Below are 17150 nucleotides of genomic sequence, written 5' to 3'. Positions count from 1 at the left end.
CACTCCCAAACAGAGGAATACCCGCCGATGGACGAGCCACCGGCGGGATCCTTTCCTCCCCAGGAAACTGTGTGAAGCGGTTTAGCCGAGCCGGCCGAGGCGGTGGTACAGCGCACTCATCCGCGTCAGCCGCTCGTCGTCGATCGACGTCTTGCTGATCATCTCGCCGAGGACTTCCTTCATCAGCGCGAAATCGTTGGTCGAGAAGACGGCGCGGGCGCGGGGTTGTTCGGTGGTCGTCTGCATGGCTTGCCTCCTTCGATGATCGTCTTGTCTCTCTCTTTACACGGATCATGCGCCGAGAGAGGCGATGCACAGGCAATAGCGTTCGAGGCCGGCAAGTTGGAAGACGGTCCCGCGCCGCTGCAACGTCGCGGTGTCCGCCAAGCTTGTGCAGCTCGTGTCGTTCTGTAAATATCGTGACAGGAGGGTTTGCGATGGCGGAACGGAAATTGCTGGCGGGGCATGCGATCCGTCGCTTGCGGCGCGGAGCGGGGCTGACCCAGGCGGCGATGGCCGACATGCTCGCGATCAGCCCGAGCTATCTCAACCTCGTCGAGCGTAACCAGCGGCCGATCTCCGCGACGCTGCTGATCAAGCTCGCCGAGAGCTTCGATTTCGATCCGCGGTCGCTCGCGGCGGGTGAACCGGGCGGCGGTGCGGATGCGATCCGGCGGCGGCTGGCCGACCCGATGTTCGCCGACCTCGAGATCGACCGCAACGAAGTCGAGGAATGGCTTGCCAGCGCCCCCGGCGGCGCGGCGGCGTTTGCCCGCGTGTTCGACCGGATCGGCGGCGGCGCAGTGGTTGAGGCGGGCGACGATCCGGTGACGCTGGTCCGTCGCGAGATCGAGCGTTGGCGCAATCATTTCGCCGACCTCGACGCCGCGGCCGAAGCATTGGCCGACGAACTGCGGCTCGGCGCAGGCGATCTCTACGGCGCGATCGCCGAGCGGCTGCGTGCCAAGCACGGCCTGACGATCCGGGTGCTGCCCGCCGACGTGCTCCCCGACACGTTGCGCCGCCTCGATCTGCACGCGCGCCAGTTGCAGTTGAGCGAGATGCTCGACCCGGCCTCGCGCACGTTCGCGGTCGCGTTCCAGCTTGGGCAGATCGAGGCGAAGGCGGAGATCGATGCGCTCGCGAAAGGCGCCGGATTCACCGATCGCGCGGCGGAAAGGCTCTATCGCCGCCACCTCCTCGGGTATTTCGCGGCCGCGCTGATGATGCCGTACGCCCGGTTCCTTCGCGGTTGCGAGACGACGGGGTACGACATCGAGTTGCTGCAACGCCGGTTCGGCGCGGGCTTCGAACAGGTCGCGCACCGGCTGACGACGTTGCAGCGCGTCGGCGCGCGCGGGCTGCCGTTCTTCATGATCCGCATCGATCGCGCAGGGCAGGCGTCGAAGCGCTATCCCGGCGCCAGCGGTGCGGCGCTGGTCGAGGCCGACGGGCGCTGTCCGCTATGGCGGTTACATCATGCATTCGACCGGCCGGGCAGCCTTATGGTGCAGCTGGTCGAACTGGAGGACGGCGCGCGCTGGCTGACGATGGCGCGCACCGTGACGCCGCAGGGCAGTCGCTTTGGCGCAGTGCATGCCGAGTTCACAATCGGGCTCGGTGTCGCGGCGGCGCAGGCGGGTGTGCTGGCGGCGGCGAGCGGCTTCGATCTGGCGGGGAGGGCGATGCCGATCGGGCTCGGCTGTCGCGCCTGTTTCCGCAACGATTGCCCACAACGGTCTGTCGCGCCGGCCGGCCGTGCGCTGCTGATCAACGAGCGGGAGCGCAGGACGTCCGCGCTGACGTTTGCGGGGGACTGAGGGGGGGCACCCTCTCGATCCTCCCCCGCCAGGGGGAGGTGGCAGGCGCTTGCCTGACGGAGGGGGAGGAAAGGGAAACTACCGTTCCGTGTCCTCCCCCTCCGTCACCTTCGGCGACACCTCCCCCTGGCGGGGGAGGATTAAGAGTTAGGCGCCGGCTGTCGTCAGTGCGTCGATCTGATCCTTGCTCAACTCCAGCGTCATCGCAGGCAACAGGTCTTCGACCTGCTTCACACTCGTGGCGCTGGCGATCGGCGCCGTCACGCCCGGCTGAGCGATCAGCCAAGCCAGCGCAACCTGCGCGTGGGTCGCGCCGGTCGCTTCGACGACCGAGTCCATCGCGTCGAGGACAGCCTTGCCGCTACCCTCGAGCAATTCGCCCATCCGACCGCCGCGAACGCTCTGGCCCAGATCGTCCTTCGTCCGGTACTTGCCGGTGAGGAAACCCGAGGCGAGCCCGTAATAGGGCAACACGCCGATGTTCTCGGTGACGCAGTAATCCTGCAATTCGCCCTCGAACTTGGTGCGGCTGACCAGATTATATTCGGGCTGGAGCACATGATAGCGCGGCAGGTCCGAGGTCTTGGCCGCCTCGACCGCCGACTTCAGGCGAGCGGCGTGGAAGTTCGATGCGCCGATCACGCGGACTTTCCCCGCGTCCACCAACTTGCCGAACGCTTCGAGGACAGCCTCCTGCGTCTGCGAGTCGTCGTCCTGGTGCGCATAATACAGGTCGATGCGATCGGTACCGAGGCGCTTCAGCGAGGCTTCGGCGGCGGCGGCGATACGCGCGGGGGCGAGCTTCTCGCCGCCTTCGCCGGGGAGCATGCCGACCTTGGTCGCGATCAGCACGTCGTCGCGCTTGCCGCTGGCCTTCAGCCATTCGCCGATCATGCTCTCGGACTCGCCGCCCCGATGACCGTCGACCCAGGCCGAATAGACGTCGGCGGTGTCGATCATCGTGCCGCCGCCCGCGACGAACGCATCAAGCACGGCGAAGCTGGCGGCGCGGTCGGCAGTCCAGCCGAACACATTGCCGCCGAGGACGAGCGGGGCGATCTTCAGATCGGTCGAGCCGAGGCGGCGGAGGGTCATCGGGTCTGATCGCTTTGATTCGAGGGAAGTTCGGTATCTTCAGGAGCGGCGGCGACCGCATTCAGGTCGACGCTGTTCGCATCGAGCATCGCGGCGGCTTCGTTCAACTGGTGCGCTTCGTCGGCGGTGACTGCGCCGGGTTCGCTCGCGGGCGAGCACGCCGCTAGCGATGATATAGCAAACAGCGCCCCCACGACCATACCGTCATGCCAGCGAAAGCTGGTATCTTTCCGTGTCGGTCGTCGTGACCTGAACCGGGAGATCCCAGCTTTCGCTGGGATGACGGGGAAGTGGGGGCGCTTCGGCAACGCTTAGTCCTTGATCGCTTTGCCGGCGCGGGTCAGCGCGTTGCCGGTGGCGTCGGCGGCGCGGTCTGCACCGTTGCTGATGGCAGCACCTGCCCGGTCCGCACCGGCTTCGATCCGGTCACCGGCGCGGTCGGCCTTGGCGTCGAGATGATCGGTCGAGTTGTCGATCTTGGCACCGGCATTGTCGAGCGAACGCTCGGCCGAGCCCAGCGCGCGATCGCTGGCGGCGCTGACGTCGTCGACGGCATTGGCGGTGGTCGCGCTCGCATCGGCGGCGATCGCGTTGGCCGCCTGTGCGGTCTGGTCCTGCGCGTTGTTGCTGCAAGCTGCGAGCCCGGCGGTGAGCGCCAGGGCGGGGATCAGGAACTTCTTCATAGGTATCTACTCCCGTGGATGTCGTCTTGTGGACCGGGTAATGCCCAGCCCATAGCGCAATCGAACGCGGATAAAGCGTTTCCGATCCGTCACGATCTCGCGCGATGCGATAAGTCGCGGGCGGACATGGCCAATGTCGAAGACGCGCACGCCTGCGTTGACCTCATATAAAGAATTCTTTATATGTCTTAGCATGACGATGGCGCTCGAAATCTTCCGTGCTTTGGCGGACGCGACCCGGTTGCGGATCCTCGCGCTGTTGCGGCGGATGGAGCTGTCGGTCGGCGAGCTCGCGCAGGTGCTCGGCCAGAGCCAGCCACGTGTCTCGCGCCATGTGAAGATCCTGTGCGATGCTGGCCTTGCCGAGCGTCGCAAGGAAGGCAGCTGGGTGTTCGTCGCGCTCGGTGCGCCGGATGTGGTCGAGCCGGTCGCGGGCGCACTCGATGTCTGGGCCAAGGCCGAGCCGGATCACTGGGCGGTCGCGGATGCGGCGCGGCTTGCGGCGGTCCGCGCGGACCGGGCGGCCAGTGCGGCCGCGTGGTTCGAGGGGCATGCCGACGAATGGGACGCGATCCGGTCGCTGCACGTCGCCGACAGCGAGGTCGAGGCGGCGATGGCGGCCGTGCTCGGCGATGCGCCGGTCGGCACGCTGATCGACATCGGTACGGGCACCGGGCGAATGCTCGAACTGTTCGGCGGACGCGCGACGGTCGCGCTCGGGATCGATCGCAGTTCGGAGATGCTGCGGCTCGCGCGCGCCAAGCTGCACGACATGACGCATGCCGAACTGCGACAGGCGGACCTCTACGCGCTGCCGATGGCGGATGCCGCGGCGGACGTCGCGATTCTGCATCATGTCCTGCATTTCGCGCAGCAGCCGGGTGCCGCGGTGAGTGAAGCGGCGCGGGTGCTCGCACCGGGCGGTCGGTTGCTGATCGCCGATTTCGCGAGCCACGACCGTGAGGAACTGCGGGTGCGCGATGCGCACACGCGTCTCGGGTTCGCAGACGAGCAGATGGCGGCGTGGTTCGACGCGGCGGGCTTGCAGACGGCGCGCGTGGAAACGCTCGAGGGCGGCGAGTTGACGGTGAAATTATGGCTCGGTCGGAAGATCGGCACGAGCTTGCGTGAGGTGAAGGCGGCATGACGAACATTTCGATCCCCCAACTGGCCGAAGCGCGCCGCGCGCTCGAAGAACCGCTGTTCGCGGATCTCGCGGGTGATGTCGGCATCAGCTTCGAATTCTTCCCGCCGAAGAGCGAGAAGATGGACGCGCAGCTCTGGGACGCGATCCGCACGCTCGAGCCGCTTCAGCCGGACTTCGTGTCGGTGACGTACGGCGCTGGCGGATCGACGCGTGAGCGGACGCATGCGACGGTGGCGCGGATTCAGCGCGAGACGTCGATGAACGCAGCCGCACATCTGACCTGCGTCGAGGCGACCAAGGCCGAGATCGATCAGGTCGCCGAGGAATATTGGGCGGCGGGCGTTCGCCATATTGTCGCGTTGCGTGGCGATATGCCAACCTTGGGTCAGCCTTATCAGGCGCATCCGGGCGGATATGAGAACGCGGCGGCTTTGGTTGCTGGGTTGCGGAAGCTGCACCCGTTCGAGATCTCGGTCGCGGCGTATCCCGAATGCCATCCGGAATCCGGCGGTCACGACGCCGACATCGACAATCTGAAGCGCAAGATCGATGCCGGTGCGACCCGCGCGATCACGCAGTTCTTCTTCTCGCCCGAGGCGTATTTCCGGTTTCGCGACCGGGTTGCAGCCGCCGGGATCACCGCGCAGATATTGCCGGGCATACTGCCGGTGTCGAACGTCGCACAGACGCGGAAATTCGCAGGGCTCTGCGGCGCTGAAATCCCTGCGTGGATGGACCGGTTGTTCGAAGGGCTCGACGATCATCCCTCTGCACGGCAGCTCGTCGCGGCAACGATCGCGGCGGAGATGTGCCGGCGGCTGTACGCGGGCGGCGTGAAGGATTTCCACTTCTACACGCTCAACCGCGCGGAGCTGGCCTATGCGATCTGCCACATGCTCGGCGTGCGCGCGAAGCCGGTCGACAAGGTCGCCGCGGCGTAATTCTGCTCCCCTCCCGTACGCGGGAGGGGCCGGGGGTGGGCTCGCGCTCGCCTCCAACGATATCGCCCGAGGATAGCGGGCGCCCACCCCCAGCCCCTCCCGCAAGCGGGAGGGGGGAGTGAAAACGATGACACCACGTGAACGTTTCAACGCGGAAGCTGCCAAGCGCATCCTGATCACCGACGGCGCGTTCGGGACCGAGATCCAGAACTGGAAGCTCGACGAGGCGGCTTACGCTGGAACGCTCGGCTTGTCGCACGATCAGAAGGGCAACAACGACATCCTGGCGATCACCAAGCCAGACGTCCCCGAAACGATCACGCGCGAATATCTCGAGGCGGGGTCGGACATCGTCTCGACCAACACGTTCAGCGCGAACGTCATCTCGCAGGCCGATTACGGCGCCGAGCATCTGGTGCGCGAGATCAACGTCGAGTCCGCCCGGATCGCGCGCGCGCTCGCGACCGAATACGAGGCGAAGGACGGCCGCCCGCGGTTCGTCGCTGGCGCGATCGGGCCGACCAACAAGACGCTGTCGCTGTCGCCCGACGTCAACGATCCCGGCTATCGCGAGATCGACTTCGATTACCTCAAGGGCGTCTACCGCGAGCAGATCGACGCGTTGCTCGAAGGCGGCGAAGGGGTCGGCGTCGACTTCATCCTGATCGAGACGGTATTCGATACGCTCAACGCCAAGGCCGGTATCATGGCGGCGATCGAGGCGGGCGACGCGCTCGGCCGCGACGTACCGATCATGATGTCGATGACGTTGACCGATCTCAGCGGGCGCAACCTGTCGGGGCATACGGTCGAGGCGTTCTGGCATGCGGTGCGGCATGCCAAGCCGATCACGATCGGGCTGAACTGCTCGTTCGGCGCGGAGCAGTTGCGGCCGCATGTGAAGACGCTGTCGGCGATCGCGGACACGCTGATCATGATCTACCCCAACGCCGGGCTGCCCAACGAACTCGGAGAGTATGACGAACAGCCCGAGACGACGGCGGGCTTGGTCGGCGAGTGGGCGGTGGCCAAGCAGGTCAACGTGCTCGGCGGCTGCTGCGGGTCGACGCCGGCGCATATAAAGGCGATGGCGGATGGCGTGCGCGGGCTCGAGCCGCGTGCGGTGGCGCGGCCGGAGGTGCGGACCAAGCTCGCAGGCCTCGAACCGTTCACGATGGCGGCTTAGTTCCCCTCCCGCTTGCGGGAGGGGTTAGGGGAGGGGCTGGCCCAACCCGACCCCCTTGCTTGCGGCACGTCCCTCCCCCGACCCCTCCCGCAAGCGGGAGGGGAGGAAAGAAGATCATGACAACCTCCTCCTCCACCAGTTTCGTCAACATCGGCGAGCGCACCAACGTCACCGGCTCGGCGCGCTTCAAGAAGCTGATCATGGCGGGCGATTATCCCGCCGCGGTCGAGGTCGCGCGCCAGCAGGTCGAGAGCGGCGCGCAGGTGCTCGACGTCAACATGGACGAGGGGCTGCTCGACGCGCATCACGCGATGACGACGTTCCTGAAGCTGATCGCCGCCGAACCCGACATCGCGCGCATCCCGTTCATGGTCGACAGCTCGAAATGGAGCGTAATCGAGGCGGGCTTGAAGTGCGTCAGCGGCAAGCCGATCGTCAATTCGATCAGCATGAAAGAAGGCGAGGAGCAGTTCCTCGCGCAAGCCCGCAAGTGCATGGCGTACGGCGCCGCCGTCGTCGTGATGGCGTTCGACGAGGTTGGACAGGCGGACACCAAGGAGCGGAAAGTCGAGATCTGCGAGCGCGCGTACAAGCTGCTCGTCGGGATCGGCTTCCCACCCGAGGACATCATCTTCGATCCCAACGTCTTCGCGGTCGCGACGGGGATCGAGGAGCACAACAACTACGGTGTCGACTTCATCGAGGCGTGCAAGGAGATCAAGGCGCGCTGCCCGCACGTCCATATCTCGGGCGGGCTCTCGAACTTCAGCTTCTCGTTCCGCGGCAACGAGCCCGTGCGTCGCGCGATGCACAGCGTGTTCCTGTACTACGCGATCCCCGCCGGCATGGACATGGCGATCGTCAACGCCGGCCAGCTCGACATCTATGACGACATCGATCCCGAACTGCGTCAGGCGGTCGAGGATGTCGTGCTCAACAAGGATCCGGAAGCGGGCGACCGCCTCGTCGCGCTCGCCGAACGCTATCGCGGCACCGACGTGGTCGCGGAGAAGGCGGCGGCGGAATGGCGTTCGCTAAGCGTCAACAAGCGGCTCGAATATGCGTTGGTCAAGGGCATCGACCTGCACGTCGTCGAGGATACCGAAGAGGCGCGACTGATCATCGACGGCAACAACGGCCGCCCGATCGAGGTGATCGAAGGCCCGCTGATGGACGGCATGAACGTGGTCGGCGACCTGTTCGGATCGGGCAAGATGTTCCTGCCACAGGTCGTCAAGTCGGCGCGCGTGATGAAGAAGGCGGTCGCGCATCTGCTGCCGTATATCGAGGCGATGAAGGAGCCCGGTGCGCGGGGCAAGGGCAAGATCATCATGGCGACCGTCAAGGGCGACGTGCATGACATCGGCAAGAACATCGTCGGCGTGGTGCTCCAGTGCAACGGCTTCGACGTGGTCGATCTGGGCGTCATGGTGCCGTGGTCGAAGATTCTCGAGTCTGCGAACGAGAACGATGCGGACATGATCGGTCTGAGCGGGCTGATCACGCCGTCGCTCGACGAGATGGTGACGGTCGCCGAGGAGATGAAGCGGGCGGGCATGACGATGCCGCTGCTGATCGGCGGCGCCACGACCTCGAAGGTGCATACCGCGCTGCGAATTGCGCCGGCCTATGATGGCCCGGTGGTGCATGTGCTCGATGCGAGCCGTGCGGTGGGCGTTGCGTCGACGCTGGTGTCGGACACGATCCGTGACGAGTTCGTGACGAAGACCGCTGACGAATATGAGGCTGTGCGGATCTCGCGCGCGAACAAGGGGCAGAGCGAGCTTTTGCCGCTGGAGACGGCTCGCGCGAGAGGGTTCGTCGCGGACTTCGCGATGAAGCCGCCTGCGCCGGTGAAGCCCGGCGTGCATGTGTTCGCGGACTGGGACCTGTCGGACCTGCGCGACTATATCGACTGGACGCCATTCTTTCGCGCGTGGGAGCTGGCGGGGAATTTCCCGGCGATCCTAACTGATGAGGTGGTCGGCGAGAGCGCGAGTTCGCTGTATGCGGATGCGCAGGCTATGCTCGATACGATCGTCGCGGAGAAGTGGCTGACTCCGCGGGGAGTCGCGGGGCTGTGGCCGGCGCGCCGCGAAGGCGATGATGTGGTTCTTTTGCCCTCCCGCTTGCGGGAGGGGTCAGGGGAGGGGCGTGCCGCACAAGAAGGCCCTTCCCCGACCCTTCCCGCAAGCGGGAAGGGGGCAGAAGAAGAGGTGCGCCTCCCGATGCTCCGCCAGCAGATCGCCAAGCGCGAGGGCCGCGCGAACATGTGTCTCGCCGATTTCGTCGACACGCAGGACGACTGGTTCGGCGGGTTCGCGGTCGGCATCCACGGGATCGACGACCACATCGCGCGCTTCAAGGCGGACAACGACGATTACAACGACATCCTGCTGAAGGCACTCGCCGACCGCTTCGCCGAGGCCTTCGCCGAACGCCTCCACAAGCACGTCCGCACCGACCTGTGGGGCTATGCGCCCGACGAGCAACTCACCAACGAAGCGATGATCAAGGAACAATATCGCGGCATCCGGCCCGCACCGGGCTACCCCGCCTGCCCGGACCATAGCCTCAAGCCGATCCTGTTCGACCTGCTCGACGCGGAGACCGCGACCGGACTGGAACTGACCGAGAGCTTCGCGATGTTCCCGACCGCGGCGGTCTCGGGGTTCTATTTCGGCCACCCGCAGGCCGAGTATTTCGGCGTAGCCCGCGTCGGCCGAGACCAGCTCGAGGATTACGCCGCACGACGCGGCGCGGACTTGAAGACCGCCGAACGCTGGCTTCGCCCCAACCTCGACTAACTCCCTCTCCCATTGGGAGAGGGAGATAGAGGTTCAGGCCCCAGCTTCGGCCGGTTTCCCTTCGCGCACGTCACCCGGCAGGCCGGTGATCGTCTTCACCTCCATGAAGTCGGTCAGGCCATAGCGCCCGTTCTCACGACCGTTGCCCGATTGCTTGTACCCCCCGAATGGCGCGCCGATGTCCGGGCTCCACGAGTTGATCGTCACCAGCCCCGCGCGCAATTTCGGTGCGACCTTCGCCGCCGCCGCCGGATCGCCCGAGATCGTCGCCGACAGGCCGTATTCAGTGGCGTTGGCGATGCGGATGCCTTCGTCCTGATCGGCATACGACGTGATCGTCGCGACCGGACCGAACGTCTCCTCCTGCGCGATCCGCATGTCCGGGCGCACGTCGGTGAACAGCGTCGGCTGGATGTAATACCCCGCATTACGCCCGTCCGGACGCCCGACGCCGCCGGTCACCAGCGTCGCGCCTTCGTCGATCGCCGACTGGATCAGCCCCTGGATCTTGTCGAACTGCGCCTTGTTGACGACCGGGCCGATGTGCTGGCCCATCTCGGCGGGATCGCCGACCTTGGTCTGCTCCATCATCGACTTCACGATCGCAGTCGCCTCGGCCACCTGGCTAGCATGCACCAGTAGGCGCGTCGGCGCGATGCAGCTCTGCCCCGAATTGGCGAGCACCCCCGCCACGGTCGGCGGCAGCACGGCGGCAAGATCGGAGCCTTCCAGCACGAGGTTCGCCGCCTTGCCGCCAAGCTCCTGATGCACCCGCTTGACGGTCGGTGCTGCGGCCAAGGCGACCGCGATGCCCGCCCGCGTCGAGCCGGTGAAACTCACCATGTCGACGTCGCGGTGCGCGCACAGCGCCGCACCGACGCCCGGACCGTCGCCATTGACGAGGTTGAACACCCCCGCCGGCACCCCCGCCGCATCCATGATCTCCGCCAGGATCACCGCGCACGATGGCGCCTCCTCGGACGGCTTCAGGATCATCGTGTCGCCCGCCGCCAGGGCAGGGGCGACCTTCGCGCAGATCTGGTTCAACGGCCAGTTCCACGGCGTGATCATCGCGACGACGCCGAGCGGCTCGTGCACGACGGTCGCCTTGCCGATCGTCTCGGAGAATGCGAACCCCGCCAGCGCCTTTGCGGTCGCCGAGAAATGCGCGAGCCCCGTGGGCGCCTGCGCCATCGAGGCGAGCGCCATCGGTGCGCCCATCTCCTGCGACATCGCCTTCGCCAGATCGGGCATCCGCGCCTTGTACTCGGTCATGATCCGGCCGAGCACATCGAGGCGTTCCTGCACGCTGGTCTGGCTCCAGCTTTCGAACGCGACGCGCGCCGCAGCCACGGCCTTGTCGACGTCGGCGGCGGTGCCCAGCGTGATTTCGGTGCAGGGTTGCTCGGTCGACGGGTCGATCACCTGATAGACGGTGCCGCCCTCGCTCTCGACCCACGCGCCGTCAATATACTGCTGCAAATAGCTTTTCATCGTGCCTCTCCGCATCTTGTCTCGCCAAGGAATGGGCTCGCCGGAGATCGGTTGCAACCCGAAACGCATGCCGTAGGTTGACCGGGAAATTCATCAGGAGGCCGGCATGGCGAGAGTGGCATTCATCGAGAAGACCGGCGGCCCGGAGGTCATCCAGTGGCACGACGTCCAATTGCCGCCGCCGGGCAAGGGCGAGGTCTGGATGCGCAACACCGCGGTCGGGCTGAACTATATCGACACCTATCACCGCAGCGGCGTGTACCCGATTGACCTGCCCTCGGGTCTCGGCAGCGAGGCGGCGGGCGTGGTGATGGCGGTCGGCGAGGGCGTCGACGACTTCGCACCCGGTGACCGCGTCGGCATCTTCGGTCCATCACGTGGCGCTTATGCGACCGAGCGCAACGTCCCCGCAAGCCAGCTCTTCAAACTCCCCGACACGCTCGACGACCGCACCGCCGCGGCGATCCTGCTTAAGGGCACCACCGCCGAGTTCCTGGTAGAGCGCTGCGCCAAGGTGCAGTCGGGCCAGACCGTGCTCGTCCACGCGGCGGCGGGCGGCGTCGGCCATATCCTGGTCGGCTGGCTGAAGGCGATCGGCGCGACCGTCATCGCCAGCGTCGGCAGCGAGGACAAGGCCGCACGCACCCGCAAGGCCGGCGCGGATCACGTCATCCTCCACAAGTCTGAGGACATCGCCAAGCGCGTCCGCGAGATCACCGACGGCAAGGGCGTGCCAGTGGTTCTCGATGGCGTCGGTGGCGCGACTTGGGAGGCGTCGCTCGACAGCGCGGCCAAGCGTGGCCTGATCGTCAGCTACGGCAATGCGGGCGGTGTGGTCGACGGCGTCAACATCGGCGTCCTCGCGCGGAAGGGCTCGCTGTTCGTGACGCGGCCGACGCTGTTCGATTACTACGTGACGCCGGAGGAGAAACAGGCCGGCATCGCCCGACTGTTCGAAATGCTCGACAGCGGCGCGATCACGCCCGAGATCGGGCAGACCTTCGCGCTAGAAGATGCCGCCGACGCGCACCGCGCGGTCGAAAGCGGCAACACCTGGGGCAGCACGCTGTTGCTGCCCGAATAAGCCGGCGGTTTGCGTTGGGGACGAATCGCGGTACGGCGAACGCCCCCTTTCGGCGAGAAGACGATGAGCCTGAACGTGCTGCTGGTCGAGGACGATGCCGTGTTCGCACAGGGCATGGCGGAGGAGTTGCGGGGATTCGGGCACCGGATCACCGTGGCGCCGAACGGTCGCGATGCGCTGGCGGCGGTCGACAGCGAACCCTTCGACGCGGTGGTGCTCGATCGGATGCTGCCCAAGGTCGACGGCATGTCGGTGCTCGAACGGTTGCGCGGCGGCAACATGACCCTGCCGGTGATCATGCTCACCGCGCTCGGCCGCTCGGTCGAGAAAGTCGAGGGATTGCAGGCCGGTGCGGACGATTATGTCGTCAAGCCGATCGACGCGGCCGAACTCGACGCGCGCCTGGCGGCCGTCGTGCGCGGGCGAGGCTGGACCGGCGGCAGCGCCGATACGATCCGCGCCGGCGACATCACCGTCAGCCCGACCAAGTTCCGCGCGTGGCGCGACGGCATCGCGCTCGATCTCGGCAAGCTGGAGTTCAAGCTGCTCGCCGAGTTCGTCGCCAATGCCGATGCGGTGCTGACCCGCGCTATGCTGATCGAGCGCGTCTGGGGGTATGATTTCGCGCCGACCACCAACATCGTCGACGTCTATGTCCGCCACCTCCGCGTGAAACTGACCGCGGCGGGGGGCGAGGACCCGATCCTGACGGTCCGCGGCGTCGGCTACCTGTTGCGCGGATGATGCGCTTCCGGTCGCTGCGCGCGCTGACGCTGGCGTTCCTGCTGGCGTTTCTCGTCGCGACGATCGGGACCGGGTTCGCGATCCACACGGCGACGCAACAGACGATCGAACGGCTGGTCGACCGTCGCATCCAGGCCGTCAGCGAGGAAGTCGCCGGAGCGTTCGCCGATCGCAGCCCCGAGGAACTCGTTCGCCGGATCAATGCGGCGACCCGGCAGCGCGATACCGGCGACATCGGCTTGCTGTTGCTCGATGCGGACGGACGTCGCCTGGGTGGCAACATCGTGCTGCCGCGCCGCCTGCCGATCGGGGTCTCGACGGTCGCGCTGAAGGACAGGATCGCGGGCCTTTCGGCAGGTCGCGCGCTGGTCCGCGATGTCGGCCACGGCATGACGCTGGCGACGATCGCCGAAACCGAGCCGTTCGACGATTACAACGCGGCGCGCGCGCGGATATATCTGATCGGGTTCGGCTCGATCGTGCTGATCGTGGTCGGTGGCATGATCTTCTTCGTCGTCACGATCGGGCGGCGGATCGGCGAGACACGTCGTACGGTCGATGCGATCATTGACGGCGACATGGCGCGGCGTGTGCCGATCGATCGATCGGGCGGGGAGTTCGCGCAGCAGGCGATGGCGTTCAACCGGATGCTCGACCGGATCTCGGATCTGATGGCGAGCATCAGCAACGTCTCCAACGACATCGCGCACGATCTCAGGACGCCGCTCGCCCGGCTGAGGAGCCAACTCGCGCTGACGCTCCGGCGGGCCGAGACGGACGCGCAGCGAGCCGGTCTCGAAACCGCGATCGCGATGAGCGACGACCTGCTCGAGATGTTCGCGGCGATGCTCCGGATTGCCGAGGTCGAAGGTGGCGATCGCCGCGCGGCGTTCGCGGCGCTCGATCTGGCGGCGCTGGCCGACGAGATCGCGACGATGATGCAGCCGGTGGTCGCCGATAGTGGTCGAACGCTGGTTCTCGATACCGCCGCTCCGGCCGGGATCGTCGGCGATCGGCAGTTGCTCGGCCAGATGCTCGTGAACCTGATCGAGAACGCAGTCCGCCATACCCCGGTCGGCACGCAGATGACGATCGAGGTCGGCGCGACCGCCGCCATGGCGATACTGGTGGTGACCGATACCGGTCCCGGGATCCCTGCCGACCAGCGCAAACTAGCACTGCGGCGGTTCGGCCGGCTTGATGCGAGCCGTCACGACGGGGGACAGGGCCTGGGCCTGGCGCTGGTCGAGGCGATCACCCGGCTTCACCGCGGTACGATCCTGCTGGAAGATGCCGCACCCGGTCTGCGCGTCGTCGTCACCTTGCCGATACGCTGAAACGACGAAACCCGGACAGGCGAGGCGCCTGCCCGGGTCCGTCGTCGCCGCAGTCGTACCGGTCAGAACTTGACCGATACGTCCATCCCGTAGGTGCGCGGCGCGTTGAAGTTGCCGTAATCGCCCAGCACGTTGGCGATCGAGCCCGTCGTCAGGCTGCTCGACGGTGCGCCCGGCAGGCTGTTCGACGGGTCGACGCGGAAAATATACTGCTCGTTGAACAGGTTGCGCGCCCATACCGAGAAGGTCACGTCGGAGGCCGAGCCGACCCGGACATTGGCCAGTGCGATGCGGCCGTTGACCAGGAACGACGCGTCCGCCTTGATTGCGAACTGGTCGAACGCCTGGGTCGCCTGCGAATAATTGCCGTCGATGTGGAACTTCAGCTTGGTGTCGCCGCCGCCGACGGGGATCGCATAGTCGGCCGAACCGCTGGCCGCGTTGCGCGGCGTGAACGGGATGTAGAACTGCTGCATCACCGTCGACGTGTTGGCGCCCACCGTGAAGCTGACCGGAACCGGCGGTATCTTGGTGTAGGTATAGGCATAGGACGCGTTGAGCGTCAGGCCTTCCACCGGTGCGACCGTCAGGTCCGCCTCGATGCCGCGGATCTTGGTGATGCCCGGCGCATTGACGACGCGCAGCACGTTGACGTTGGCGCTGTTCGCAAAGGTGATGAAGCTGACGTCTTCCTGGCTGTTCTTCCGGTCCATGATGTAGCCGGCAAGGTTCAGGCGCGCCCGATGCTGCCAGAAATCCTTCTTCAGGCCGACTTCATACGACTTCAGATCCTCGGGCTCGAACGCGAGATAGTTCGGCGTCCGCGAGCTGGCGCCACCGGCGCGATAGCCGGTCGAGTATTTCGCATAGACGTGCGTGTCGTCGTTCAGGTCGTAGGCCAGCGTGACCATCGGATTGAACCGGTTCCAGGTCTTGTCCAGCGGGGTGTAGCCGTTGGCCGCGAGCTGTGCCGGGGTGGCGGTGTCGTAGTTCAGATTGTTGAAGTAATGCAGGACGCCGCGCTTCTTGTCCTTGGTGTAGCGACCGCCGACGGTGAGGTGCAGCACGTCGGTCGCGTTCCAGGTCGCTTGTGCATAGGCAGCATAGCTCTTCGACCAGACTTCCGACGCGCGATCGATCGAGCAGCCGTTGACCGCAGTGCCGACGAAGGCGGGCGTGTTGCCGGTGCAGAACGGGATCGACACGATGTTCGCGCCGGTCACGACGCCGTTGGTCAAGGTCGCCACTGCGCCGAGCGAGCTCGGCGTCGCGGCATCGTCGCTGACATGCTCGTTGAAGTAATACAGACCCGCGACGTAGTCGACGGAGCCGATCGTGCCGACCGCCTGGAATTCCTGGCTGAATTGGCGCTGGCGCAGGTCGGCGAGGCTGTAGCGGCTGAAGGCACACGGCGCGGCCGCGGTGCAGTTGGCGGTCAGGTTGACCAGCGGCGGGCGATGCGCACCGCCGCTATTGTCGTATTGCTCCACGTCGACGCCGCGCCATGCGGTGATCGAACGCAGTTCGAGTTCGGAGCCGAGATTCCATTTCAGCGAATTGGTGAAGCCGTGCGTCTTGTCGACGCTGACCTGCTGCGGCACGCCGATATCGGCGGTCTTCATGCGGCTGTCGCCGTTGACGACCACGCCCGGCAGCAGCGCCTTGACCGGACCGCCGGTGAGCGAAGTGTAGTTGACGCTCGGCAGCACGCAGGTGGTGGATGCGGTAACCGCGCCGTTCGCGCAGCCATTGGGGTTGGCGTTCAGCAGCTGGCTGTAGAACGGGGTGTTCTTGTCCCTGGCGACATCATACGCGAAATCGTCGGTGATGGTGCTGGTCGGCTGCCAGCGCACGGCGGCGCGGCCGCCCTGACGATCGTAATAGTTGAAGCCGGCCGCACCCTCGTACGGATTCTTCGTCGTCGCGTCCTGATGCTGCAGCACGCCGTCCAGCTTGATGCTGAAGCCGGCGAACTTGGGCAGGTCGAGGTGGAAGTCGCCGTTATAGCCGCCGTAATTGGCGATGCCGCCCTCGGCGCGGCCTTCGAGCTTGCCGCTGGGGGCGCGGCTGACGAGGCTGAGCGCACCGCCTTCGGTGTTGCGGCCGAACAGCGTTCCCTGCGGACCCTTGAGGACTTCGACACGCTCGATGTCGAACAGCGCGGCGTTCAGGCCGTGCTGGCGGCCGAGATACACGCCGTCGATATAGATGCCGACGCCCTGCTCGCGTGCGGGCTGGTTGGCGTCGAGCGGCACGATTCCGCGGATACCGATGGTGAGCGCGGACTGGCGTGCCTCGAACGTGGCGATGCGCAGGCTGGGCACCGTACCGTCGGCGAGGTCGTACAGGCTCTGGACGTGGCGGTCGGTCAGCGCGGCGGCGGTCAGCACGCTGATCGCGATCGGCGTCTTCTGCAGGTTGGTCTCGCGCTTGGTCGCGGTGACGACGATCTCACCAAGACCGGTCTGGTCGGCGGGGTCGGCCGCTGCCGGGGCAGCAGGATCGACGGCGGCCGGATCCGCTGCCGCAACGGGCGCAGGATCCTTGGCGGCGGTTGGCGTGGCGGCATAGACTGGCGACGTCATCGCGAGCGTCAGGGCGGCGCCGGCCAGCAGCCGCAAGCGCAGGCTTGCTGAGTTCAACATCTGGAGTTTCCCTTTTTCGGCAGTGTTTGCCTTGAAGGGCGCGATAGGCGGCGGTCGTGGCACGTCCGTTACGAATATAAGAATCGCGTGTCCGGTAATTTTAACGTTGGTTTAATGCAGGTTGTTTCCCGCGCGTACGCGATGTGTCCCGAGATGACGCCGCTGTC

General features: G+C 66.2%; 13 protein-coding genes. 8 read left to right on the top strand and 5 right to left on the bottom strand.

Going from position 1 to position 17150, the window contains the following annotated elements; all coding sequences use genetic code 11:
- Positions 1–81: 81 nt before the first annotated feature.
- The gene (locus tag BM244_RS23115; protein ID WP_164913371.1) at positions 82–246 is read right to left on the bottom strand and encodes a hypothetical protein; all 165 of its coding nucleotides are present in this window, start codon (positions 244–246) and stop codon (positions 82–84) included.
- 191 nt (positions 247–437) lie between these two features.
- Between BM244_RS23115 and BM244_RS12120 the strand changes: the two genes are divergently transcribed.
- Positions 438–1820, top strand: coding sequence for a helix-turn-helix domain-containing protein (locus BM244_RS12120; protein ID WP_093399213.1), 1383 nt, complete (start codon positions 438–440; stop codon positions 1818–1820).
- Positions 1821–1967: 147 nt separating this feature from the next.
- On the opposite strand, the gene BM244_RS12115 is transcribed toward BM244_RS12120, so the two are convergent.
- Together BM244_RS12115 and BM244_RS12105 are read right to left on the bottom strand one after the other, a co-directional pair.
- Positions 1968–2915 carry an aldo/keto reductase gene (locus BM244_RS12115; protein ID WP_093399212.1) on the bottom strand — a complete coding sequence of 316 codons (948 nt, stop codon included), beginning with the start codon at positions 2913–2915 and terminating at the stop codon, positions 1968–1970.
- Positions 2916–3226: 311 nt separating this feature from the next.
- A complete protein-coding gene (locus BM244_RS12105; protein WP_093399210.1) occupies positions 3227–3598 on the bottom strand; it encodes a hypothetical protein in 372 nt (123 codons plus the stop codon).
- Between the two features lie 193 nt (positions 3599–3791).
- On the opposite strand from BM244_RS12105, the gene BM244_RS12100 reads away from it, so the two are divergent.
- The 4 genes from BM244_RS12100 (at position 3792) to metH (ending at position 9679) form a co-directional block, all read left to right on the top strand.
- A complete protein-coding gene (locus tag BM244_RS12100; protein WP_093399209.1) occupies positions 3792–4745 on the top strand; it encodes an ArsR/SmtB family transcription factor in 954 nt (317 codons plus the stop codon).
- A complete protein-coding gene (metF, locus tag BM244_RS12095) occupies positions 4742–5686 on the top strand; it encodes a methylenetetrahydrofolate reductase (protein ID WP_093399208.1) in 945 nt (314 codons plus the stop codon). Before BM244_RS12100 ends, metF begins: the two co-directional genes overlap by 4 nt.
- 127 nt (positions 5687–5813) lie before the next feature.
- Positions 5814–6872 (top strand): homocysteine S-methyltransferase family protein, encoded by a 1059-nt coding sequence (locus BM244_RS12090; protein ID WP_093399207.1) that lies wholly within the window; start codon positions 5814–5816, stop codon positions 6870–6872.
- Between the two features lie 116 nt (positions 6873–6988).
- The gene (gene metH, locus BM244_RS12085) at positions 6989–9679 is read left to right on the top strand and encodes a methionine synthase (protein ID WP_254784419.1); all 2691 of its coding nucleotides are present in this window, start codon (positions 6989–6991) and stop codon (positions 9677–9679) included.
- A gap of 33 nt (positions 9680–9712) precedes the next feature.
- Here the strand turns inward: metH and BM244_RS12080 are convergent, their stop codons facing one another.
- Positions 9713–11173 carry an aldehyde dehydrogenase family protein gene (locus BM244_RS12080; protein WP_093399206.1) on the bottom strand — a complete coding sequence of 487 codons (1461 nt, stop codon included), beginning with the start codon at positions 11171–11173 and terminating at the stop codon, positions 9713–9715.
- A 106-nt stretch (positions 11174–11279) separates the two neighbouring features.
- On the opposite strand from BM244_RS12080, the gene BM244_RS12075 reads away from it, so the two are divergent.
- From BM244_RS12075 to BM244_RS12065, 3 genes are all read left to right on the top strand, one after another.
- Entirely contained in the window at positions 11280–12257 is a 978-nt protein-coding gene (locus BM244_RS12075; RefSeq protein ID WP_093399205.1) for a quinone oxidoreductase family protein, read from the top strand.
- Between the two features lie 63 nt (positions 12258–12320).
- On the top strand, positions 12321–13001 hold the full coding sequence (locus tag BM244_RS12070) for a response regulator transcription factor (protein ID WP_175518192.1): 681 nt from the start codon (positions 12321–12323) through the stop codon (positions 12999–13001).
- Positions 13001–14338, top strand: a complete 1338-nt coding sequence (locus BM244_RS12065) for a sensor histidine kinase (protein ID WP_093399547.1) — start codon at positions 13001–13003, stop codon at positions 14336–14338. Before BM244_RS12070 ends, BM244_RS12065 begins: the two co-directional genes overlap by 1 nt.
- Before the next feature lie 62 nt (positions 14339–14400).
- Here BM244_RS12065 and BM244_RS12060 read toward each other — a convergent pair whose 3' ends face one another.
- Entirely contained in the window at positions 14401–16983 is a 2583-nt protein-coding gene (locus BM244_RS12060; RefSeq protein ID WP_093399204.1) for a TonB-dependent receptor, read from the bottom strand.
- Positions 16984–17150: the final 167 nt, after the last annotated feature.

Source organism: Sphingomonas sp. OK281 (assembly GCF_900115295.1).
GTDB lineage: Bacteria > Pseudomonadota > Alphaproteobacteria > Sphingomonadales > Sphingomonadaceae > Sphingomonas.
This window is presented reverse-complemented; position numbering and strand designations above follow the sequence as displayed.

Coding starts and splice junctions, on each gene's coding strand:
- BM244_RS12060 (WP_093399204.1), bottom strand. CDS start 16,983: ATGTTGAACTCAGCAAGCCTGCGCTTGCGGCTGCTGGCCGGCGCCGCC.
- BM244_RS12100 (WP_093399209.1), top strand. CDS start 3,792: ATGACGATGGCGCTCGAAATCTTCCGTGCTTTGGCGGACGCGACCCGG.
- metF (WP_093399208.1), top strand. CDS start 4,742: ATGACGAACATTTCGATCCCCCAACTGGCCGAAGCGCGCCGCGCGCTC.
- BM244_RS12075 (WP_093399205.1), top strand. CDS start 11,280: ATGGCGAGAGTGGCATTCATCGAGAAGACCGGCGGCCCGGAGGTCATC.
- BM244_RS23115 (WP_164913371.1), bottom strand. CDS start 246: ATGCAGACGACCACCGAACAACCCCGCGCCCGCGCCGTCTTCTCGACC.
- BM244_RS12080 (WP_093399206.1), bottom strand. CDS start 11,173: ATGAAAAGCTATTTGCAGCAGTATATTGACGGCGCGTGGGTCGAGAGC.
- BM244_RS12105 (WP_093399210.1), bottom strand. CDS start 3,598: ATGAAGAAGTTCCTGATCCCCGCCCTGGCGCTCACCGCCGGGCTCGCA.
- BM244_RS12090 (WP_093399207.1), top strand. CDS start 5,814: ATGACACCACGTGAACGTTTCAACGCGGAAGCTGCCAAGCGCATCCTG.
- BM244_RS12070 (WP_175518192.1), top strand. CDS start 12,321: ATGAGCCTGAACGTGCTGCTGGTCGAGGACGATGCCGTGTTCGCACAG.
- BM244_RS12115 (WP_093399212.1), bottom strand. CDS start 2,915: ATGACCCTCCGCCGCCTCGGCTCGACCGATCTGAAGATCGCCCCGCTC.
- BM244_RS12065 (WP_093399547.1), top strand. CDS start 13,001: ATGCGCTTCCGGTCGCTGCGCGCGCTGACGCTGGCGTTCCTGCTGGCG.
- BM244_RS12120 (WP_093399213.1), top strand. CDS start 438: ATGGCGGAACGGAAATTGCTGGCGGGGCATGCGATCCGTCGCTTGCGG.
- metH (WP_254784419.1), top strand. CDS start 6,989: ATGACAACCTCCTCCTCCACCAGTTTCGTCAACATCGGCGAGCGCACC.